At 45.3% G+C, this 17,080-nt stretch carries 19 protein-coding genes and 3 tRNA genes; 17 read left to right on the forward strand and 5 right to left on the reverse strand.

Annotated elements, in window-relative coordinates:
• Positions 1–150 precede the first annotated feature (150 nt).
• From FXV75_RS05160 to cobA, 6 genes are all read left to right on the forward strand, one after another.
• On the forward strand, positions 151–2,868 hold the full coding sequence (locus FXV75_RS05160; protein ID WP_410428242.1) for a DNA translocase FtsK: 2,718 nt from the start codon (positions 151–153) through the stop codon (positions 2,866–2,868).
• 122 nt (positions 2,869–2,990) lie between these two features.
• Entirely contained in the window at positions 2,991–3,617 is a 627-nt protein-coding gene (gene lolA / locus FXV75_RS05165; protein WP_262368465.1) for an outer membrane lipoprotein chaperone LolA, read from the forward strand.
• Positions 3,617–5,005 carry a replication-associated recombination protein A gene (locus FXV75_RS05170; RefSeq protein ID WP_148831496.1) on the forward strand — a complete coding sequence of 463 codons (1,389 nt, stop codon included), beginning with the start codon at positions 3,617–3,619 and terminating at the stop codon, positions 5,003–5,005. Before lolA ends, FXV75_RS05170 begins: the two co-directional genes overlap by 1 nt.
• Positions 5,002–5,373, forward strand: coding sequence for a fluoride efflux transporter CrcB (crcB, locus tag FXV75_RS05175; RefSeq protein WP_148831497.1), 372 nt, complete (start codon positions 5,002–5,004; stop codon positions 5,371–5,373). The genes FXV75_RS05170 and crcB overlap by 4 nt, the downstream gene beginning before the upstream one ends.
• 59 nt (positions 5,374–5,432) lie before the next feature.
• Positions 5,433–6,734 (forward strand): serine--tRNA ligase, encoded by a 1,302-nt coding sequence (serS, locus tag FXV75_RS05180; RefSeq protein WP_148831498.1) that lies wholly within the window; start codon positions 5,433–5,435, stop codon positions 6,732–6,734.
• 76 nt (positions 6,735–6,810) lie between these two features.
• Positions 6,811–7,554, forward strand: a complete 744-nt coding sequence (gene cobA, locus FXV75_RS05185) for a uroporphyrinogen-III C-methyltransferase (protein WP_148835233.1) — start codon at positions 6,811–6,813, stop codon at positions 7,552–7,554.
• 19 nt (positions 7,555–7,573) lie between these two features.
• Here cobA and FXV75_RS05190 read toward each other — a convergent pair whose 3' ends face one another.
• From FXV75_RS05190 to FXV75_RS05210, 5 genes are all read right to left on the reverse strand, one after another.
• Entirely contained in the window at positions 7,574–7,891 is a 318-nt protein-coding gene (locus FXV75_RS05190; protein WP_148831499.1) for a TusE/DsrC/DsvC family sulfur relay protein, read from the reverse strand.
• 7 nt (positions 7,892–7,898) lie between these two features.
• Positions 7,899–8,186, reverse strand: a complete 288-nt coding sequence (locus FXV75_RS05195) for a DsrH/TusB family sulfur metabolism protein (RefSeq protein WP_148831500.1) — start codon at positions 8,184–8,186, stop codon at positions 7,899–7,901.
• Positions 8,187–8,214: 28 nt separating this feature from the next.
• Entirely contained in the window at positions 8,215–8,562 is a 348-nt protein-coding gene (locus FXV75_RS05200) for a DsrE family protein (RefSeq protein WP_148831501.1), read from the reverse strand.
• Positions 8,563–8,576: 14 nt separating this feature from the next.
• The gene (tusD, locus tag FXV75_RS05205) at positions 8,577–8,969 is read right to left on the reverse strand and encodes a sulfurtransferase complex subunit TusD (RefSeq protein ID WP_148831502.1); all 393 of its coding nucleotides are present in this window, start codon (positions 8,967–8,969) and stop codon (positions 8,577–8,579) included.
• A gap of 101 nt (positions 8,970–9,070) precedes the next feature.
• On the reverse strand, positions 9,071–9,724 hold the full coding sequence (locus FXV75_RS05210; protein WP_148831503.1) for a Bax inhibitor-1/YccA family protein: 654 nt from the start codon (positions 9,722–9,724) through the stop codon (positions 9,071–9,073).
• A 243-nt stretch (positions 9,725–9,967) separates the two neighbouring features.
• Between FXV75_RS05210 and FXV75_RS05215 the strand changes: the two genes are divergently transcribed.
• From FXV75_RS05215 to FXV75_RS05265, 11 genes are all read left to right on the forward strand, one after another.
• Positions 9,968–10,828, forward strand: a complete 861-nt coding sequence (locus FXV75_RS05215; protein WP_262368466.1) for a DnaT-like ssDNA-binding domain-containing protein — start codon at positions 9,968–9,970, stop codon at positions 10,826–10,828.
• A complete protein-coding gene (locus FXV75_RS05220) occupies positions 10,794–11,555 on the forward strand; it encodes a replication protein P (protein WP_262368467.1) in 762 nt (253 codons plus the stop codon). The genes FXV75_RS05215 and FXV75_RS05220 overlap by 35 nt, the downstream gene beginning before the upstream one ends.
• 119 nt (positions 11,556–11,674) lie before the next feature.
• Positions 11,675–12,322 (forward strand): response regulator, encoded by a 648-nt coding sequence (locus FXV75_RS05225; RefSeq protein ID WP_148831504.1) that lies wholly within the window; start codon positions 11,675–11,677, stop codon positions 12,320–12,322.
• Positions 12,323–12,334: 12 nt separating this feature from the next.
• Positions 12,335–14,158, forward strand: a complete 1,824-nt coding sequence (gene uvrC / locus FXV75_RS05230) for an excinuclease ABC subunit UvrC (protein WP_148831505.1) — start codon at positions 12,335–12,337, stop codon at positions 14,156–14,158.
• Positions 14,159–14,203: 45 nt separating this feature from the next.
• Positions 14,204–14,764 (forward strand): CDP-diacylglycerol--glycerol-3-phosphate 3-phosphatidyltransferase, encoded by a 561-nt coding sequence (gene pgsA / locus FXV75_RS05235; RefSeq protein ID WP_148831506.1) that lies wholly within the window; start codon positions 14,204–14,206, stop codon positions 14,762–14,764.
• Between the two features lie 96 nt (positions 14,765–14,860).
• Positions 14,861–14,935, forward strand: a tRNA-Gly gene (locus FXV75_RS05240).
• A gap of 22 nt (positions 14,936–14,957) precedes the next feature.
• Positions 14,958–15,031, forward strand: a tRNA-Cys gene (locus FXV75_RS05245).
• 10 nt (positions 15,032–15,041) lie between these two features.
• Positions 15,042–15,128, forward strand: a tRNA-Leu gene (locus tag FXV75_RS05250).
• Between the two features lie 186 nt (positions 15,129–15,314).
• Positions 15,315–15,560 (forward strand): Arm DNA-binding domain-containing protein, encoded by a 246-nt coding sequence (locus tag FXV75_RS05255; RefSeq protein WP_148831507.1) that lies wholly within the window; start codon positions 15,315–15,317, stop codon positions 15,558–15,560.
• Between the two features lie 214 nt (positions 15,561–15,774).
• Positions 15,775–15,984 carry a hypothetical protein gene (locus FXV75_RS05260; protein WP_148831508.1) on the forward strand — a complete coding sequence of 70 codons (210 nt, stop codon included), beginning with the start codon at positions 15,775–15,777 and terminating at the stop codon, positions 15,982–15,984.
• 5 nt (positions 15,985–15,989) lie between these two features.
• Positions 15,990–16,703, forward strand: a complete 714-nt coding sequence (locus FXV75_RS05265; RefSeq protein ID WP_148831509.1) for a nucleotidyl transferase AbiEii/AbiGii toxin family protein — start codon at positions 15,990–15,992, stop codon at positions 16,701–16,703.
• Positions 16,704–17,080: the final 377 nt, after the last annotated feature.

Raw genomic sequence — 17,080 nt, forward strand, 5'->3', positions numbered from 1 at the left:
TTAAAAGTGTTTTCTTAAAAGTAGTCTTTCTTAGTTAAAGCGAAAGCCAACCCTTTGGGTTGGCTTTTTTTATGGTAAGCTTAGCGAACTTGTCGCTCCGTGATATGGAGTCAATTTTGTTTTGCTTGGCATAAGATAGGAAGGCGTGTTTTGTCAGAAAAAATGAGTGAGTCGGTACGATCACCAATTTGGGATATGTTTGCCAAACAGGCAGCGTTTATTACTGCCCTATTGTTATTATTCTTTTTTGGGTTGGCGACCTATACTTACAACCCAGCTGATGCGGGTTGGTTTTATTCTGGTAGCGGTGCAGCGACTCAGAACTCTATGGGGCCAATCGGTGCTGTTATCGCAGATTTAGCATCTGGCTTTTTTGGTTCTTTGTTTTATTCCTTACCGCCTTTGTTTTTTTGGGTAGCCATCATTATATGGCGCAACCCTCATTCTTTATTGCCTCTCAATAATGCCTTGCTCTGTACTATTGGCAGCATTTTGTATTTATCTTTTGGCTCTGTGTTGTGTTTTTTGCATACCGTTGGTGAACCATCATTGCAATATGGCACTGGCGGCATCTTAGGGCGCGGTCTTGGTGTCTTGTTATATGGCTTTATTGGCTACGACGGAGCGACGTTAGTCAGTCTCGCCTTGGTTGTGCTGTCTTTTACTTTGTTGGCGCAACTGCATTGGTTAAGCCTGATGGATGGATTGGGTGAAAAGGCTTTTGCGTTGATTATGCATATTCGACAAAAATGGTCAGCTCGACAAGAGTTGAGACATCAGAAAAAAGCGGATCTAGATGGGGCTGTTGACGATATTATTGAAGAACCTGCCATCGTCAGAAAAAGGCGTTTAGCTAAAAAAGACACGGCTGAAACGAAAGAGGCAGACCGTATTGAGTTGGATGATTCCAATGATGTGGATGTGCAGGAAGGTAAAAGGTCTCGATTTGGCTTTTTGTCTTTATTGTCTAAATCAAAGGACAGATCATCGAAAGATGCTGTGACGGAGGAATCGTCGAATCGCGTCCATGAAGAACCTGAGTTTGGTGGTCTGGATGAGCTGTCTCTAGATGATGAGGTAAACTTTGGTGATACGCTTTACATAGAAGAGTCTTGGGATACGCCAAAACCCAAGCCAACCGCTGCGGCGGATACTGCCTCGCCAGTGACGGATAATTCAGCTACAGATCAAGAGCCTTCTCAGATCCAAGTACCTTCATCTACTGTTTCTAAAGAGCAAGCGGATGCCATGTTGTTTGAAGAGGATTCAGCTTTTGTTATTCCTCCTGCTCATAAGCCAGCGTTTCGAACGTTATCGGAAGCCAAGCAATTGGATTCTCTTTCTGGGCCTTATTCCGATGAAGCTGAGAGTAATAAAAAAGCAGAAGTTTACTCTTTGCCTGATCGCTCGGTTCTCACCAAGCCAAAACCTAAGCAGGGTGGTTACTCTGAAGATGAGCTGCTGGCGCTGTCAGAATTACTGGAGCAACGTTTACAAGATTTTGGCGTGAAAGCCGAAGTGGTTGAGGTAAACCCAGGACCAGTTATCACGCGTTTTGAAATTCAGCCAGCACCGGGTGTGAAAGTATCCAGAATCACGAATTTAGCAAAAGATCTTGCCCGTTCTTTAAGCGTTATGAGTGTGCGAGTGGTAGAAGTCATTGCGGGTAAATCCACCATTGGTATTGAAATTCCCAATCAGGTGCGGGACACGGTGTATTTTTCTGAGGTCATTAACTGCGAAGCCTATGACCGTTCCTCTTCGCCGCTCACCTTGTCCCTCGGTCATGATATTTCGGGTGAGCCTGTGGTGGTGGATTTGGCAAAAATGCCCCACGTATTGGTGGCGGGCACGACCGGCTCGGGTAAATCGGTCGGTGTGAATGCGATGATTTTAAGCATGTTGCTCAAATCGACCCCAGACGAAGTGCGTATGATCATGGTGGATCCCAAAATGTTGGAGTTGTCGATTTATGAAGGCATTCCGCATCTGTTAACACCGGTGATTACCGATATGAAAGACGCTGCGAATGGCTTGCGTTGGTCGGTCGATGAAATGGAGCGACGGTACAAGCTGATGTCGAAATTGGGCGTGAGAAACATTGCCGGTTATAACAAAAAAGTGCGTGATGCGATCGAGGCGGGTGAGCCCATTCAAGACCCCTTGTGGCAACCAGAAATGGCGATGTTCTCAGAAGACGGTGTGGCGCGAAGCGTGCCGTATTTAGAGCCGCTGCCTTACATTGTGATTGTGGTGGACGAATTTGCCGATATGATGATGATCGTCGGTAAAAAAGTCGAAGAGCTGATCGCTCGTATTGCGCAAAAAGCCCGCGCGGCGGGTATTCATTTGATCTTAGCCACACAGCGACCTTCGGTGGATGTGATCACGGGGTTGATTAAGGCGAACATTCCGACACGAATGGCGTTCCAAGTTTCGTCTAAGATCGACTCCCGTACTATTCTTGATCAAGGCGGTGCGGATCAATTATTAGGCATGGGAGATATGCTGTATCTTCCTGCTGGTTTGCCAACGCCAATACGCGTGCATGGGGCCTTTGTGTCAGATGAAGAGGTTCATGCGGTGGTTGAAGAGTGGAAGTTAAGAGGTGAGCCTGAATACATCAATGATGTGGTGGTGAACCCTGAAGATTTAATGTCGGGCGACGACAGTGAAGACAAAGACGCTTTGTACGATGAAGCCGTTAAAATTGTTATTGAAACCCGCAAAGCGTCTATTTCATCGGTTCAGCGACGTCTCAAAATTGGCTACAACCGAGCGGCTAATTTAGTGGAAGCGATGGAGGCGGCGGGTTTAGTAGGCCCCATGGGCACAAATGGACAGCGAGATATTTTAATACCCGAATAGCGACCGCTGTGTTAAACGGCTCATATTGAATTGTTTATTGAATCCTTTGTTGGGTTCTTGATTGAATCGTTTATTGGATTGTTAGTTGGATTGTTAGTTGAATCGTTTATTGGAGAGATAGGTTGATAAATACGTTAGTTGCCATAGCAATATTGAGTGTTGTTGCTTTTCAAGCGGTTATTGTAAAAGCCGAAAGTCAGGCTTCTGGTTCGATTGAAAACCTACTCGAAACGAACCGAAACATTGAGGGAGAGTTTCGCCAAGTAACCTACGATGAAAAAGGTAAGCAACTACAGGTAAGTGAAGGTATTTTCCTTTTGGCAAAACCCAATCAATTTGTATGGGACAGCGTGACGCCTTTTGCCCAGCGTATTATTTCAGACGGTCAATACATCACGATCTGGGATGTGGATTTAGAGCAAGCGACCAAAAAGCCGCTGTCTGGCGCGGTGGGGAATTCTCCAGCCGCTTTATTGGGGCAGCCAGCCGCTGAGGTGTTGCCAAATTATGTGGTGACTCAGTTAGGTGAGCAAAAATTCCGTTTGGCGCCAAAAGGAGATCAAGATTTATTCCAAAATTTGACCTTATCGTTTCGTGATTACACCATCAGTGCGATGAGTATTTTAGATGCACTGGGTCAAACAACGGTGATTGAATTTAAACATGTAGAAGCACACGATGGTGTGGCAAAAGAAAACTTTGTATTGGATTTACCAGACAACGTGGACATTATCGTAGAAGGTCAGTAATGAAAGACCTGTTTTCAGAGGCGCCTGAGTCGGCTTATCAGCCGCTCGCCGCGAGAATGCGCCCCCACACACTGGACGACTATATAGGTCAGGCGCATTTGGTTGGCCCCGGAAAACCGCTAAGGCGCATGGTAGAAACAGGGCATTGCCATTCGTTTATACTTTGGGGGCCGCCGGGTGTGGGTAAAACGACGTTTGCTCAACTTTTATCTCATGCCTTAGAGGCGCAGTTTATTGAGTTGTCTGCGGTGATGTCTGGGGTAAAAGACATTCGTGCCGCGGTGGATCAGGCTAAGCAGTTGCGAGGGATGAGCGGCACGCAAACTGTACTGTTTGTCGATGAAGTTCATCGGTTTAACAAATCACAACAAGATGCTTTTTTGCCGTTTATTGAAGACGGTACTTTTTTGTTTATTGGCGCCACAACGGAAAACCCCGCGTTTGAATTAAATTCGGCCTTGTTGTCTCGAGCTCGAGTTTATCGTTTGACGACTCCCAGTGCAGAGGATGTCGCTTTAGCGTTGAATCGCGCTTTGGCTCATGTTTTACATCGTCACGATGACGGTAGGGCAGAGCCAGGTTTTCACATTGACGACGGTTATTTGTCGGTCATCGCACAAGCGGCGGACGGTGATATTCGACGAGGATTGAATTTTCTAGAAATTTTGTCGGATTTAGTAGAGCCTGGCGCGGCGGTTACGCAAGAGCAGCTTGAAGATGTATTGGGTGGCAGCGTTCGCCGTTTTGATCGTAAGGGCGATGTCTTTTACGATCAGATATCTGCGTTTCATAAATCCGTTCGTGGTTCTTCTCCAGATGGGGCTCTATATTGGATGGCGCGTATGCTCGATGGAGGCTGTGATCCTTTGTATATTGCCCGGCGTTTGTTGGCGATTGCCTCCGAAGACATTGGCAATGCAGACCCGCGAGCTTTGCAAGTTGGGCTCAACGCGTGGGATGTGTTTGAGAGAGTGGGTCCGGGTGAGGGCAACCGTGCTATTGCACAAGCGGCGGTTTATATGGCGTGCGCACCGAAAAGTAACGCGGTGTATAAAGCGTTTAACCAAGCAATGGCCGATGTGGGTGCTCAGCCGAGTTATGAGGTGCCAAATCACTTACGAAATGCCCCCACCACATTGGCGAAAAGTATGGGCCATGGTGAGGGTTATCGATACGCCCACAACGAAGACTTTGCCTACGCAGCAGGGGAGCACTATTTGCCCGAGGCGCTTGTAGGCCAGCGCTATTATTCTCCTTCAGATCGTGGGTTGGAAAAGAAAATTAACGACAAACTGGCTTGGCTTGCGGATCTTGACGAGCAAAGCCCCGTGCAACGTTATGAGACCAATGTAGCGAACCGTGACTTGCCTCAGGAGAACGAGAAATGATGTACGTTATGATCGCCATTGGTGGTGCTTTAGGGGCGCTGAGCCGTTATGGGGCAACGAAGTGGATCAACAGCCACTGGCACTCTTCTTTCCCCATGGCGACCTTGTCGATTAATGTCCTTGGAAGCGTGTTAATGGGGGTGGCGTTCGTGATTATCATGGAGCGAATGCCAGCTTTGGTGCCTTATCGTCCCTTGGTTATGGTGGGGTTTTTAGGGGCTTTCACTACTTTTTCGACTTTTTCTTTAGAAATTGTCGCGCTTATTAACATGCAGGCTTGGCTAAGTGCGATAAGCTATTTATTATTAAGCTGCATTTTGGGGATCGCTGGCTTGGCGGCTGGCATGGCGATGGCTCGTTTATTTTAACAGCGAGAAACCTCCTTCTCTTTATTTTTACACACTGTTTAAAGGATATTGTTGCACAAATGTTAGACATTAAAGCATTGCGCGCTGACCCGGAAGCCATTGCGGCTCAACTTAAAAAGAAAGGCTACGAGCTGGATGTCGCGATTTTTTCTTCGCTGGAAGAGCGCCGTAAAGTCATTCAGATGGAAACGGAGCAGCTGCAACAAGCCCGAAACTCGGTCTCCAAAGAAATTGGCCAAGCGATGAAGTCTGGCGACAAAGATAAAGCCGCTGAACTGAAATCACAGACAGCCACTTTAGGCGATGATTTGGAAGCAGCCAAAACACAGCTAGCGCAAGTTCAATTTGAATTTGAAGCCTTACTCGAAGGTATTCCCAATTTGCCTCATGCCTCTGTTCCAGAGGGCGTGACGGAAGACGATAACGTCGAAGTCCGTCGTTGGGGTACGCCAAAAGACTTCGATTTCGATGCGAAAGATCATGTTGACCTTGGTGAAGCTTTGGAGATGCTCGATTTTGCGGCGGCGGTGAAAATTACCGGTTCTCGCTTTGCGGTGATGCATTCTGACCTTGCACGCCTTCACCGCGCATTAACACAGTTTATGATTAATACCCACGTTGATGTGCATGGTTATACGGAAGTGTACGTGCCGTATTTGGTCAATGCACATTCTTTAAAGGGCACCGGTCAGTTACCTAAGTTTGAAGCGGATTTGTTCAAAGTGCCAGTAGACAAAGACAGCGGCAATAATGACTTGTACTTGATACCCACAGCGGAAGTTCCTGTGACTAACTTGGTTCGTGACGAGATCTTAAACGACGCCGATTTACACAAGAAATTCGTCGCTCATACGCCGTGTTTTCGCAGTGAAGCGGGCAGTTATGGTCGTGATACTCGAGGCATGATTCGTCAACATCAGTTTGAAAAAGTGGAGCTGGTGCATGTTTGCCGTCCTGATCGCTCTGAAGCGGTGTTGGAAGAATTGGTAAGCCATGCAGAGTCTATTTTGCAAAAGCTGGATCTACCTTATCGTACGGTCATTTTATGCGGCGGTGATTTGGGCTTTTCCGCTCACAAAACCTACGACATTGAAGTGTGGTTGCCAGGTCAAGCCAAATACCGTGAAATTTCGTCTTGCTCAAATATGTGGGATTTCCAAGCTCGTCGTATGCAAGCGCGCTGGCGCAACCCTGAAACGGGTCGTCCGGAATTGGCACATACGTTGAATGGTTCTGGTTTGGCGGTAGGTCGAACCTTGGTTGCTGTGTTAGAGAATTATCAAAATGCGGATGGCAGTGTTCGCGTTCCTGATGTGTTGGTCCCTTATATGGGCGGTAAAACTCTGTTGAAAAAAGCGTAATTCACAGCTCTTTTAGATAAGTAACGCAAAAAAGCCTTAAGAAAAGGCTTTTTTTTATGATTGGATAGTGAATATTATGACGGGTAAGGTGTATTTAATTGGTGCAGGTCCTGGTGATCCTGAGTTATTGACGTTGAAGGCGCATCGCTTACTCACTATGGCCGATGTCGTGTTGTACGATCGCTTGGTCGGCAAAGAGATAATTGATCTTATTCCAGCAACGGCGGAAAAAATGTACGTTGGCAAAGCGAAGTCACTGCACAGCTTGCCACAAGAAGAGATCAACAGTTTGTTGGCGGCGAAAGCAAAAGAAGGCAACATGGTGGTGCGTCTTAAAGGCGGTGATCCGTTTATTTTTGGGCGCGGCGGTGAAGAGCTCGAAGAGCTTATCGAGGAAGGCGTGCCTTTTGAAGTGGTGCCAGGTGTCACGGCAGCAGCAGGTTGTGCTGCTTACGCGGGCATTCCCTTGACGCATCGTGATTATGCTCAGTCGGTTCGTTTTTTAACCGGTCACTTAAAAGATGGTACAACAGACTTACCCTGGGAAGAGTTGGTGCATCCAGCGCAGACCTTGGTGATTTATATGGGGCTCACAGGGCTTAAAGAGATCAGTGAGTCGTTAATGCGTTTTGGTATGCTGCCATCGATGCCAGTGGCTATTGTGGAAAAAGGCACCACGAGTGAGCAGCGTGTGTTTACCTCGACCATGCAAGACATTTATGAAGTTGCCATACAAAATGAAGCGAAATCGCCGGCTTTGCTGATTATTGGCGAAGTCGTCACTTTGCAGAAAAAATTAGAGTGGTACGGAAAGTATTAACCCTTAAAAATGTGTACGGTTACAGGCAGTTTGCTGGTTTGGGAAGGCCAGCAATTTTCGCGGCTAATTTGGGTGGGCTGCCAGGAAATAAAGTCATTAAATAGATGCTTCTTCCTTTGTCGGCACCGAGTTTTCTGCTGACGGCTTTTACCAACGGTCGCATGGCGGGTGAGATTTCGAAAGCGGCGTAAAATTCTCGCAGTAGATAAATAATTTCCCAATGTGCCTCGGTCATTTCAACCTCAACCTCAAGCGCTAGCTGGTTCGCCAGTTCAGGCGTCCAATCTTGTAAGTCGAGTAAATACCCTTCTTCATCGAGCAGAATGTCGTTGTTCATAGCGTTGTTACCAGCTTATGTGCGTTTCGGCGTTAAAGGTGAGTGTTACCCATTCTTCGTCTGTTAGTGGCGTGCCTATCGAAGGAAAGACACCGTACGCGTTAGCGTCACTTTGAAGATAGTACAGGGTCACGCCTTTTTCGTCGCTCAGTGCGTTCATCGCTTTGCTGTGTTGGGTTAGGCGTAATAGGCCAGATTCTATCAATACAATTTGATCGCCAATTTGTAGGCTATTTTGCCAGCAGTTTTCGATGGCGCTGGGGTAGTCGAGTTGATTAATCTGATGAAGTTGCATAGTCAAAGTCGCTTATGGAAGTCAAAGGTTAAAACCGAAAAACTTGTTGGTATTGTGAAAATAAAGCCTGCCATTGCTCGGTATCGAGTGGTGTTATGCCGGACCAGACACTCTCATTACTTGGGTCTATGGTGTTGATTTCGACAAATACATTTTCGATGTCATAAAACTCTAGCCCATCGAGGAGTTTGTGCAGGTTTTTACCTTGGGTTGAGTCAGGCTGTTGTTGGGTTGATAGCAGCGAGACCGCTGCGCCAGATACGCAGAGGTCCACCGATTGCTCAAAGGTGGCAAATACTAAAGCAAGATCCAAGCCTTCTTTGCAGGCGAGGCTCGAATATGGGCCGCTGTTTAGGTGTATTAACGTTTTTTTCATGGTGTTTTAGGGTGCTATCTAAACTGAATGAGTTTATGAGTGGTGTTCATCAGATCAACTAAGGTGCCTAGTCCTTCTAATTGGAAATGCTCCGCAAGAGAGCTTTGATTAAGCCCATAACGCTGGCTTTCAGATTCACTGATAACGCCGCGTCTCACCGCGGCGGCAATGCACAAGTAAAGTGGAATATTGTGCTGAACGGCGATCTCTTGCCACGCTTTTGTCAGGTGTATTTCATCTCTTGGGGGCTGTGCTAATGCGTTACCGATTAAAACAGCGTCTTCATAAAAAAACACACCTTTGATGCTATCAGGGGACATAGACACCGCGGCATTAACGAAGCGTAAGGCAGAGTGACAGGCTTTGCTGTGATATGGCGATCCTGTGATCAGCAAGGTGTGTTGCATAGTAAATATGACCTTAATGAATAATTCGATAAATTTTACACACAAAAAAGGCCGCAGTCAGCGGCCTTTTTGTGTTCATTTTTACGTTGGTTGCCTGCTGTTTAATCGCGAGACATACCAAGCAACGACAAGACACTAATGAACATGTTGTATAAAGATACATACAGATTCACGGTCGCCATGATGTAATTGGTTTCACCGCCGCGTACGATCTGGCTTGTTTGCAACAAGATAACCGCTGCTGAAAACAGCGCAAAACCCGCCGAGATAAAAATTTGAAGTGCAGGCATTTTAACGAAAATGCCAGCAATAACGGCAAATAGGAGTACAAAGAAGCCAACCGTAATGAATCCATTAAGGAAGCTGAAATCTTTCTTTGAAACCAGTGCATAAGCCGATAAGCCTAGGAAGGATAGGCCTGTAATACCTAATGCGCTCATGATCAAGCTAGCACCGTTGGTCATGTTCATATACATGCTCAAAATTGGTCCAAGCGTCACTCCCATGAATCCAGTTAGCGCGAATACGCATAAAATGCCCAGCGCGCTGTTCTTAAATTTGTGGGTTAAAAATAGTAAACCATAAAAGCCGACTAGCGTGATAATCAGACCAGGATGGGGTAAGTTTAAAGCCATGCTCAAGCCCGCAGTGAAGGCGCTGAACAAGAGGGTAAGCGACAACAGTCCGTAAGTATTGCGGAGCGTTTTGTTTGCCGCTAGTGACGAATGTGTCGAAAGGGCTTCTGTGTAACGCATGGTAATAACTCCTATGAGGTTAATTGCAAATCAATAGAGTTAATATGCGGTGGAAAGTTCCAAACTTCAAGGTAGATTGTTTTATTCGCGGCTAAATAAGCATAAATATCTACGCTGATACAGCCTCCCCATCCAATAGCGTTTTTTTTCCAGCGCTATTGCTGTCAATGGTATTTCTTGATCCGCTAGCGGCTGACTTAAATCACTAAAAGTTCATGGCCTTGATCGAAGGTTATCGTGCTTATGGCAAAGGCTTTTGATAAACTATTGCGCTCATTATACGAAGTGGGATTTATGTTGGATAACGACTATTCATTGCCGATATCATTTTCGACGGCCGCTCAAATAGGCTTAGAAGAAACCGTGTTGCTTACCTTTTTGAAGCAACAGGCTTACCTCGTTAATTCGACAGTTTTGCGTGTTGAAATGCACAGATTGAGTGCTCAGTTACCTTTTTGGACTGTGCCTATGCTAATGAAGTTGTTAGGAAACTTGCAGCTCAGCCAGTTGCTCAGTTTTCAGCGTCAGGAAGAGGTGTTAGAGATACACCTGGTGTCGCCGCAGAAAACGGCACAAGCGGTGAAACCCACTGTCGAGCGATCTTCGTCAGACGAGTCTTTGATGAACAAAATGGATCGTTTACACAAAGCGTCTCGGGATAAAAACGATGAGTTTACACCTCAATCGAAGAGTTATCCTACCAAGCCGCCTGTTCGTCAATATGGCGCGCCACCTTCTCCGCCGGTAGCAAACGATCGACGTGGTGTGACAGATTTTGATTTATATTTGGAGCAAAAAGAGCGTGCGCGTCAGCCAGATCAGTGGCAACCAGAAGAAGCAACATTAGAACAAATTGTACAATCAGGCATTGCGCGTGAGTTTGCCTTGACGTTGCAAACTGAATTTTTGCTAAGAATCAAAGAACAACGTAAAAACGTCAGAACGTGGAACAGCGAGTTTTTCAAATACGTAAAACGCCAGTGGCAATATAAACAATCGGATCGGTCTTCATATGAAGGAACCTCAGGCAGTTCAAAATTTACTAAAACCTCTCGAGAGCAAGTTAGCGATGCCCTCAACAACATACACGACACCGACTGGTGAGTTTGAGGCGGGCCATCACTCTTCTCGTGATGCGGGCCCAACGGAAGCAGAACAGCAAACACGTGTGCTTGTTAATATGCTTTTTGCACGCTTTAAAGCCATTTATACCCATAAATTTGCCTCAGCATACAGCACCACAGACGAAGTAAAGCTGGCAAAACGAGAGTGGGCTGTCGCGTTAAAAGGTTTTCAGGAGCCCCTGTTGGCGTATGCGGTTGAGCGCACCAAAGAGGTCCATGCTTGGCCGCCGACCATTTCTGAATTTTTAAAGCTCATTAGTACCGCTTATAAGGCGTATGGTTTAGTCGATCCTCGATCTGCCTATCTTGAGGTGTGTGCCTGTCGTACAGACCCTTTAAAGCACAGATGGAGTCATCCTGCGGTTTTTTTTGCGGGTTCTGCAGCAGGATGGTACAAGATTAAGTCAGAAGAAGAGCGCGTTAGTTGGCCTTTGTTTGAAGCGAGTTATTTGAAAGTAGTCGACCGTGTGATTGCCGGCGAGCGTTTGTGCATTCCTAAAGTCATTATGATCGAAAACAAGCAGACCTTGAGTGTGCATAACTTGGCCGGCGACATTGCCCGCGCCTTGTCATTGTCTGTAGACGCCGTTATGCCGTTACTGTATTACACTCAAAAAACGCATGGGTCTGGTGTGCGAGTCCGATATCGAGAAGTGAGCCAAAAAAAGCTACAGGAAATGGGATACAACGAAAAACTACCAGAATAACGGTGAGTTTTGTGTCCTGGTTCGATACCATCATTAGAAACGGCGGGATGCCGTTGGCACGATTCCTTTGTACAGAATGGGGATTGATACAGAGAGTGACAAACTTTGCTGAGGTTACCATGTTAAAAGTATTAATTGTTGATGATCATGATGTGGTTAGTCACGGTATTAGCCGTGTATTACAGGATGTAAATGGAGTGGAGGTTGTTGGTGTGGTTCACAGTGGCGAAGAGGCGGTAATTCAATCTAAGGCCTTGCTGCCAGACATCGTTTTGATGGATGTACACATGCCAGGGATAGGGGGATTAGGGGCCACCAAAGAAATAAAGCGCTTGTTTCCAAGCATAAAAGTGATTGCTTTGTCGGCCCTAGACGATAATTTGTACCCGATGAAGCTACTGGAAGCAGGAGCGTCCGGTTATTTAACGAAGGGTACCAAAACGTCGGAATTGCTGGATGCTATCCAAGCCGTTGCGAGAGGGGAGCATTATATTTCCAACAGCATCGCCCAGAAAATGGCACTGACGAAGTTTACGGTTGATGGTCAAGGGTCGCCCTTAGGTCAATTGTCTGACAGAGAATTGCAAGTGTCGCAAATGATTGTAGATTGTAAAAAATCTCACGAAATCGCTGAGTATCTTAATGTCAGTCCCAAAACAGTCAGCACGTACCGTGCGCGTATTTTCGCTAAATTAAATATAGAGAGCGATGTAGAGCTCATTCATTTGGCCATGCGATATAACGTATTGGGCATGGGCCAGGCGTAAAACGAGGTTGGTTTGAGCCATTCAGAATTTGATCCAAAACATTTTGTAAACAATCTCACCAGTCGCCCAGGCGTGTATCGCATGTATGACAGTAAGGGTGAGTTGCTTTACGTTGGAAAAGCAAAAAACCTTAAAAATCGTGTTGCCAGTTATTTCAGGCCCACTGGATTAACAACCAAGACCATGGCCTTAGTAAGCCGTATTGATTCGATCGAAATTGCCGTGACCAAGAGCGATACAGAAGCTTTGTTGCTTGAGCAGACGCTGATTAAGCAACATCGACCTCCGTACAACATATTGCTTCGCGACGATAAATCGTATCCTTACATTTTGTTATCCAATCATTCGCACCCTGCTTTACTGTTTCGTCGTGGCGAAAAGGCCGCTAAAGGTACTTTATTTGGTCCCTTTCCAAGCGGCTCAGCCGTAAAAGACAGTTTAATTACCATGCAAAAAGTCTTTAAAGTCCGCCAGTGTGAAGACAGCACGTACGCCAATCGGTCGCGCCCCTGCTTGCAGTATCAAATTAAACGATGCTCTGGACCTTGTGTTGGCTTGATTTCAGACGAAGAGTACGACGTGGATGTACGCCATGCACGGATGTTTTTACAGGGCAAAGATCAAGAGCTCACCGCTGAGATTACCTCGCAAATGAGCACCGCCGCCATTGATATGGAATTTGAACGTGCCGCTGAACTGCGTGACCAGATTATTCAGCTGAAGCACATACAAGAGCAGCAGTATGTATACGGTCAAACAGGAGAGGCCGATGTCATCGCTTCCATTATTCAGCCTGGTGGCTTGTGTGTGCATGTGATGATGGTGCGAAAAGGTAAAGTGGTGGGCAGCAAAAGCCATTACCCTAAAATGCCGATTGAGATTTCTGAAAGTGAGCTATTGTCTTCTTTTATCGCACAATTTTACCTTGGCGGAATTCAAGAGCTGCCGAAGACGCTTATCATTAGTCATGCGCTAGAAGATGCCGATGCCTTGGTTGAGGGTGTTTTTGAGACTACACAGAAAAAAATTGAGGTTCTTAGCAGCGTGCGTGGTCAGCGCGCGCGTTGGCTTGAGTTGGCACAATTGAACGCAGAGCAGGGCTTGCAGGCGCGTTTATCTGATAAACGCAATCACTTTAGTCGTGTCACTGCATTGCAAAAGTTGTTAGGCTTTGACGAACCGCCTGCGCATATGGAATGTTTTGATATCAGTCACTCCAGTGGTGAAGCCACCGTCGCGTCTTGCGTGGTATTTGGTCCTGATGGTCCGGATAAAAAACGTTATCGTTCCTTTAATATCGAAGGGGTTGAGCCGGGTGATGACTACGGCGCCATGAAACAAGCACTGACACGTCGTTATAAACGCGTGAAAAGTGGTGAACTAGATGCCCCTGATGTGTTGCTTATTGATGGCGGCAAAGGCCAGCTGACACAAGCCGAAACAGTATTAAAAGAGTTGGGTTTGGTGAATATCTTTTTATTGGGCGTGGCAAAAGGGGATACAAGAAAGCCAGGTTTAGAAACTTTGTATATCGGTTCTAAAGAAGATGAAGTCGTGTTGCCGCCAGATTCATCCGCTTTGCATTTGATCCAGCACATACGAGATGAGGCACACCGATTTGCCATTACAACCCATCGGCGTAGGCGCGACAAAAAGCGTCGACATTCGTCACTGGAAGGTATTCCTGGGATTGGCCCAAGTCGTCGCAAAGAGTTGCTTATGGCCTTTGGTGGTTATCAGGAATTACTCTCTGCAAGCCAGGAAGATATTGCAAAGGTGAAAGGGATCAGCGCTAAAAAAGCAGAAGACGTGTATCTTTATCTTCATAAAAGTTAAGTTTGGCCAGATGTTGGTGCATCGGGCGTAATCATTAGGAATAAAATGAACATACCAAATATATTGACTTCCGTACGGATTTTTATGATTCCGATATTGGTCACTATTTATTATTTGCCATGGGAAGGTCGCTATTACGCTTGTGCCATTATATTCGCATTAGCCGCGGTCACTGATTGGCTGGATGGTTACTTGGCCAGGAAGCTCGACCAAACCACCGCTTTTGGTGCTTTCTTTGACCCAGTCGCCGATAAACTCATGGTGTCAATTGCTTTGGTGTTGCTGGTGGCGAGTTATGCTAACCCTTTACTGACATTGGCCAGTGCTGTGATTGTAGGGCGCGAAATAGTGATTTCTGCTTTGCGTGAATGGATGGCTGAAATGGGCAAGCGCGCCAGCGTTGCAGTCTCTTACATTGGCAAGTTAAAAACGACGATGCAGATGTTGGCGATTTTTATTCTACTGGGCAGTCGTCCAGATACCTTCGAAGCCCATGTGGGTGAAGTTGTGCTTATTGCAGCGGCATTATTAACGCTTTGGTCAATGTATGTTTACCTGAAAGCCGCGTGGCCCGAGCTAATGTTCAAAGAGTCGAACAAAAAATAAACAGATATTAAAAAAATGGCTAAGTTCGTTATTTATTTGGTTTTTTCCCTTGACGTGAAAGCTCAAATACATAGAATAGGCCACGTCTTTTGAGACGCGGGAATAGCTCAGTGGTAGAGCACAACCTTGCCAAGGTTGGGGTCGCGAGTTCGAGCCTCGTTTCCCGCTCCAATCAAAAGATAATCTGATATGAGGCCGGATGGCAGAGTGGTCATGCAGCGGACTGCAACTCCGTTAACGCCGGTTCGATTCCGACTTCGGCCTCCAATTCAGATATGCCCGGGTGGTGAAATTGGTAGACACACAAGACTTAAAATCTTGCGCTTTAACGAGCGTACCGGTTCGATTCCGGTCCCGGGCACCACTTAGTGGTGCCTTTTTTTTGCTCAAACATTCCAGCCTCGTCAAGCCCCCGTACTTCCTAGCTTTCAGCGCTTTTATTCCCCCATTAAAATTTTAAACTTTTGCTATCTTATGCTATCTTTTCCGAAACTCAGCACCTTTTTTGCACCCAATTTTGCACCCATTAGGCATTTCAGGAAAATTTAATATGGCTACGGCTTACAGGAAGAATAATGGTTGGCGCGGTCAAGTGACAATAAAGACCAAAGAAGGGTTCACAACCAAACGCGAGGCTATGGCATGGGCTGCAAATGAAGAGCGATTGGCCAAGGAAAGCACTTCCTCTGATATTCTTGATCGCCCATTTTCTGATGCGCTGACTCGCTTAGCCAAGAAAGTTGATGTGCTTAACTTGGCTAAAATATCGGGCCATACGGATTTGCGGATTTTGTAGAAGGTGTATTACGCGCCCGACATGGGCGATATTGCGCTGATGTTGGACTAAATAAGCAATGATGTAACTAATTTTTGTTTACTGTGTGTACAATTAATATGTTTTTATGTAGGATTTTTATTAATAGTTTTTTCTAAATTCGGCACCCAACGATCTTTTTTGTGTTAGCTTAGTGCTATACGATAACTATTTAAGTGAGTGATGAGAGGCAACTGTGCCAAATATCAACAGAACTAAATACCATGAGTTAAATCTTCTTTTGTGGGATATGCACAAGAAGTTTGTTGATCCCCAAACTGCTTTTGAATTGTATGAGAAGCGCTGGGCCTACGTAGATCAGGATAAATTATCAGATAAAGAGCAGAGCCTGATTCGAAAGTTGACGGAAGATTTTGGTAATGGTTATTTTATGCCAGCAATGTAATTAAAATGACTAAACACACCTTAGCTCATCATAAAACAATAGTATCAGCGTTAAGTAATTTTAACGCTGATTTTTTTTGTCAAAATATTATAATTTTTGGCGGAGGAACTCGTATAGCGCTTGAGCTTGACGAGTTCAGAGAATCTATTGATATTGATTTTCTTTGTCCGAACAAAAAGTCTTATAGGGCTGTAAGAAGTAATGTTACTAATTCAAGTCTTGGCGATCTAGTAAAAACAGAATTTGAATATGTAAGAGAAGTTCGTGCAGATCGCGATGGCGTTAGGACTATAATAAAATACCAAGATACAGCGATAAAGCTTGAATTTTTGAGCTTTGATAATTACGGGCTCTCTTATGAATATCAAAAGGATGTATTTAATGTTCCCTTCCTTGATAGGCAGTCCTGTTTTTACACAAAGTTGTTAGCAAACAGTGATAGAAAGCTACAGTCACCTTTTAAAGATATTTTTGATATACTTGCAATGTATAAATGCTGGGGATCAATACCCAGTAAGTCTATCGAGTTAGCTGAAAAACATTATGGAAAAAGAGTTGTTTTATCGAGCTTGATAAATGCATTAGAAGACATAATGAAGAATAAGTCGAAGTACTACCAGGCATGTGAAAATGTAAAAATGAAGGGGAGCTGGCCTCATGATCTTATAGAAGTAGAAGTAGAAGTGGATAAGCTTTTAGGTGAAATGCGATCAGTATAGGCATTAAATCGCAAAAAATTATTGGTAACTCATTAACGATTAGCTGTATTAAGAACGGCCTTTTGGTCAAGACAAACGCATTAACATTATTTAATCACCCCCACCACCTTAAACAGATACTTATCATCCCAGCCGCAGGCTTTGCGTTTGTTCTTGATGCCCAACGTTTACCGCTGTCTCCCATGGTGATTTAGTCGGTGATGAGTGATCAGGTTGGGCCGACATTGTTAATTGAGCCGACATTGTTAATTGAGCCGATATTGTTGATTGGGCTAATATTGTCATAAATAGCCTTTCAAAGTGAATTTAGTAATTTGGAGACAGATACAAAAAAACCTCCGTATTATGGGAGGTTTTTTGTACAAAAATCTAAACGG

Origin of the sequence: Marinomonas sp. IMCC 4694 (genome assembly GCF_008122525.1) — a bacterium.
In the GTDB taxonomy this organism is placed as follows: domain Bacteria; phylum Pseudomonadota; class Gammaproteobacteria; order Pseudomonadales; family Marinomonadaceae; genus Marinomonas.

Bases quoted from the DNA above. Each gene is read 5' to 3' on its own strand.
- FXV75_RS05170 (WP_148831496.1), top strand. From the start codon at position 3,617: ATGAAAGACCTGTTTTCAGAGGCGCCTGAGTCGGCTTATCAGCCGCTC.
- crcB (WP_148831497.1), top strand. From the start codon at position 5,002: ATGATGTACGTTATGATCGCCATTGGTGGTGCTTTAGGGGCGCTGAGC.
- serS (WP_148831498.1), top strand. From the start codon at position 5,433: ATGTTAGACATTAAAGCATTGCGCGCTGACCCGGAAGCCATTGCGGCT.
- cobA (WP_148835233.1), top strand. From the start codon at position 6,811: ATGACGGGTAAGGTGTATTTAATTGGTGCAGGTCCTGGTGATCCTGAG.
- FXV75_RS05190 (WP_148831499.1), bottom strand. From the start codon at position 7,891: ATGAACAACGACATTCTGCTCGATGAAGAAGGGTATTTACTCGACTTA.
- FXV75_RS05195 (WP_148831500.1), bottom strand. From the start codon at position 8,186: ATGCAACTTCATCAGATTAATCAACTCGACTACCCCAGCGCCATCGAA.
- FXV75_RS05200 (WP_148831501.1), bottom strand. From the start codon at position 8,562: ATGAAAAAAACGTTAATACACCTAAACAGCGGCCCATATTCGAGCCTC.
- tusD (WP_148831502.1), bottom strand. From the start codon at position 8,969: ATGCAACACACCTTGCTGATCACAGGATCGCCATATCACAGCAAAGCC.
- FXV75_RS05210 (WP_148831503.1), bottom strand. From the start codon at position 9,724: ATGCGTTACACAGAAGCCCTTTCGACACATTCGTCACTAGCGGCAAAC.
- FXV75_RS05215 (WP_262368466.1), top strand. From the start codon at position 9,968: ATGGCAAAGGCTTTTGATAAACTATTGCGCTCATTATACGAAGTGGGA.
- FXV75_RS05220 (WP_262368467.1), top strand. From the start codon at position 10,794: ATGCCCTCAACAACATACACGACACCGACTGGTGAGTTTGAGGCGGGC.
- FXV75_RS05225 (WP_148831504.1), top strand. From the start codon at position 11,675: ATGTTAAAAGTATTAATTGTTGATGATCATGATGTGGTTAGTCACGGT.
- pgsA (WP_148831506.1), top strand. From the start codon at position 14,204: ATGAACATACCAAATATATTGACTTCCGTACGGATTTTTATGATTCCG.
- FXV75_RS05255 (WP_148831507.1), top strand. From the start codon at position 15,315: ATGGCTACGGCTTACAGGAAGAATAATGGTTGGCGCGGTCAAGTGACA.
- FXV75_RS05265 (WP_148831509.1), top strand. From the start codon at position 15,990: ATGACTAAACACACCTTAGCTCATCATAAAACAATAGTATCAGCGTTA.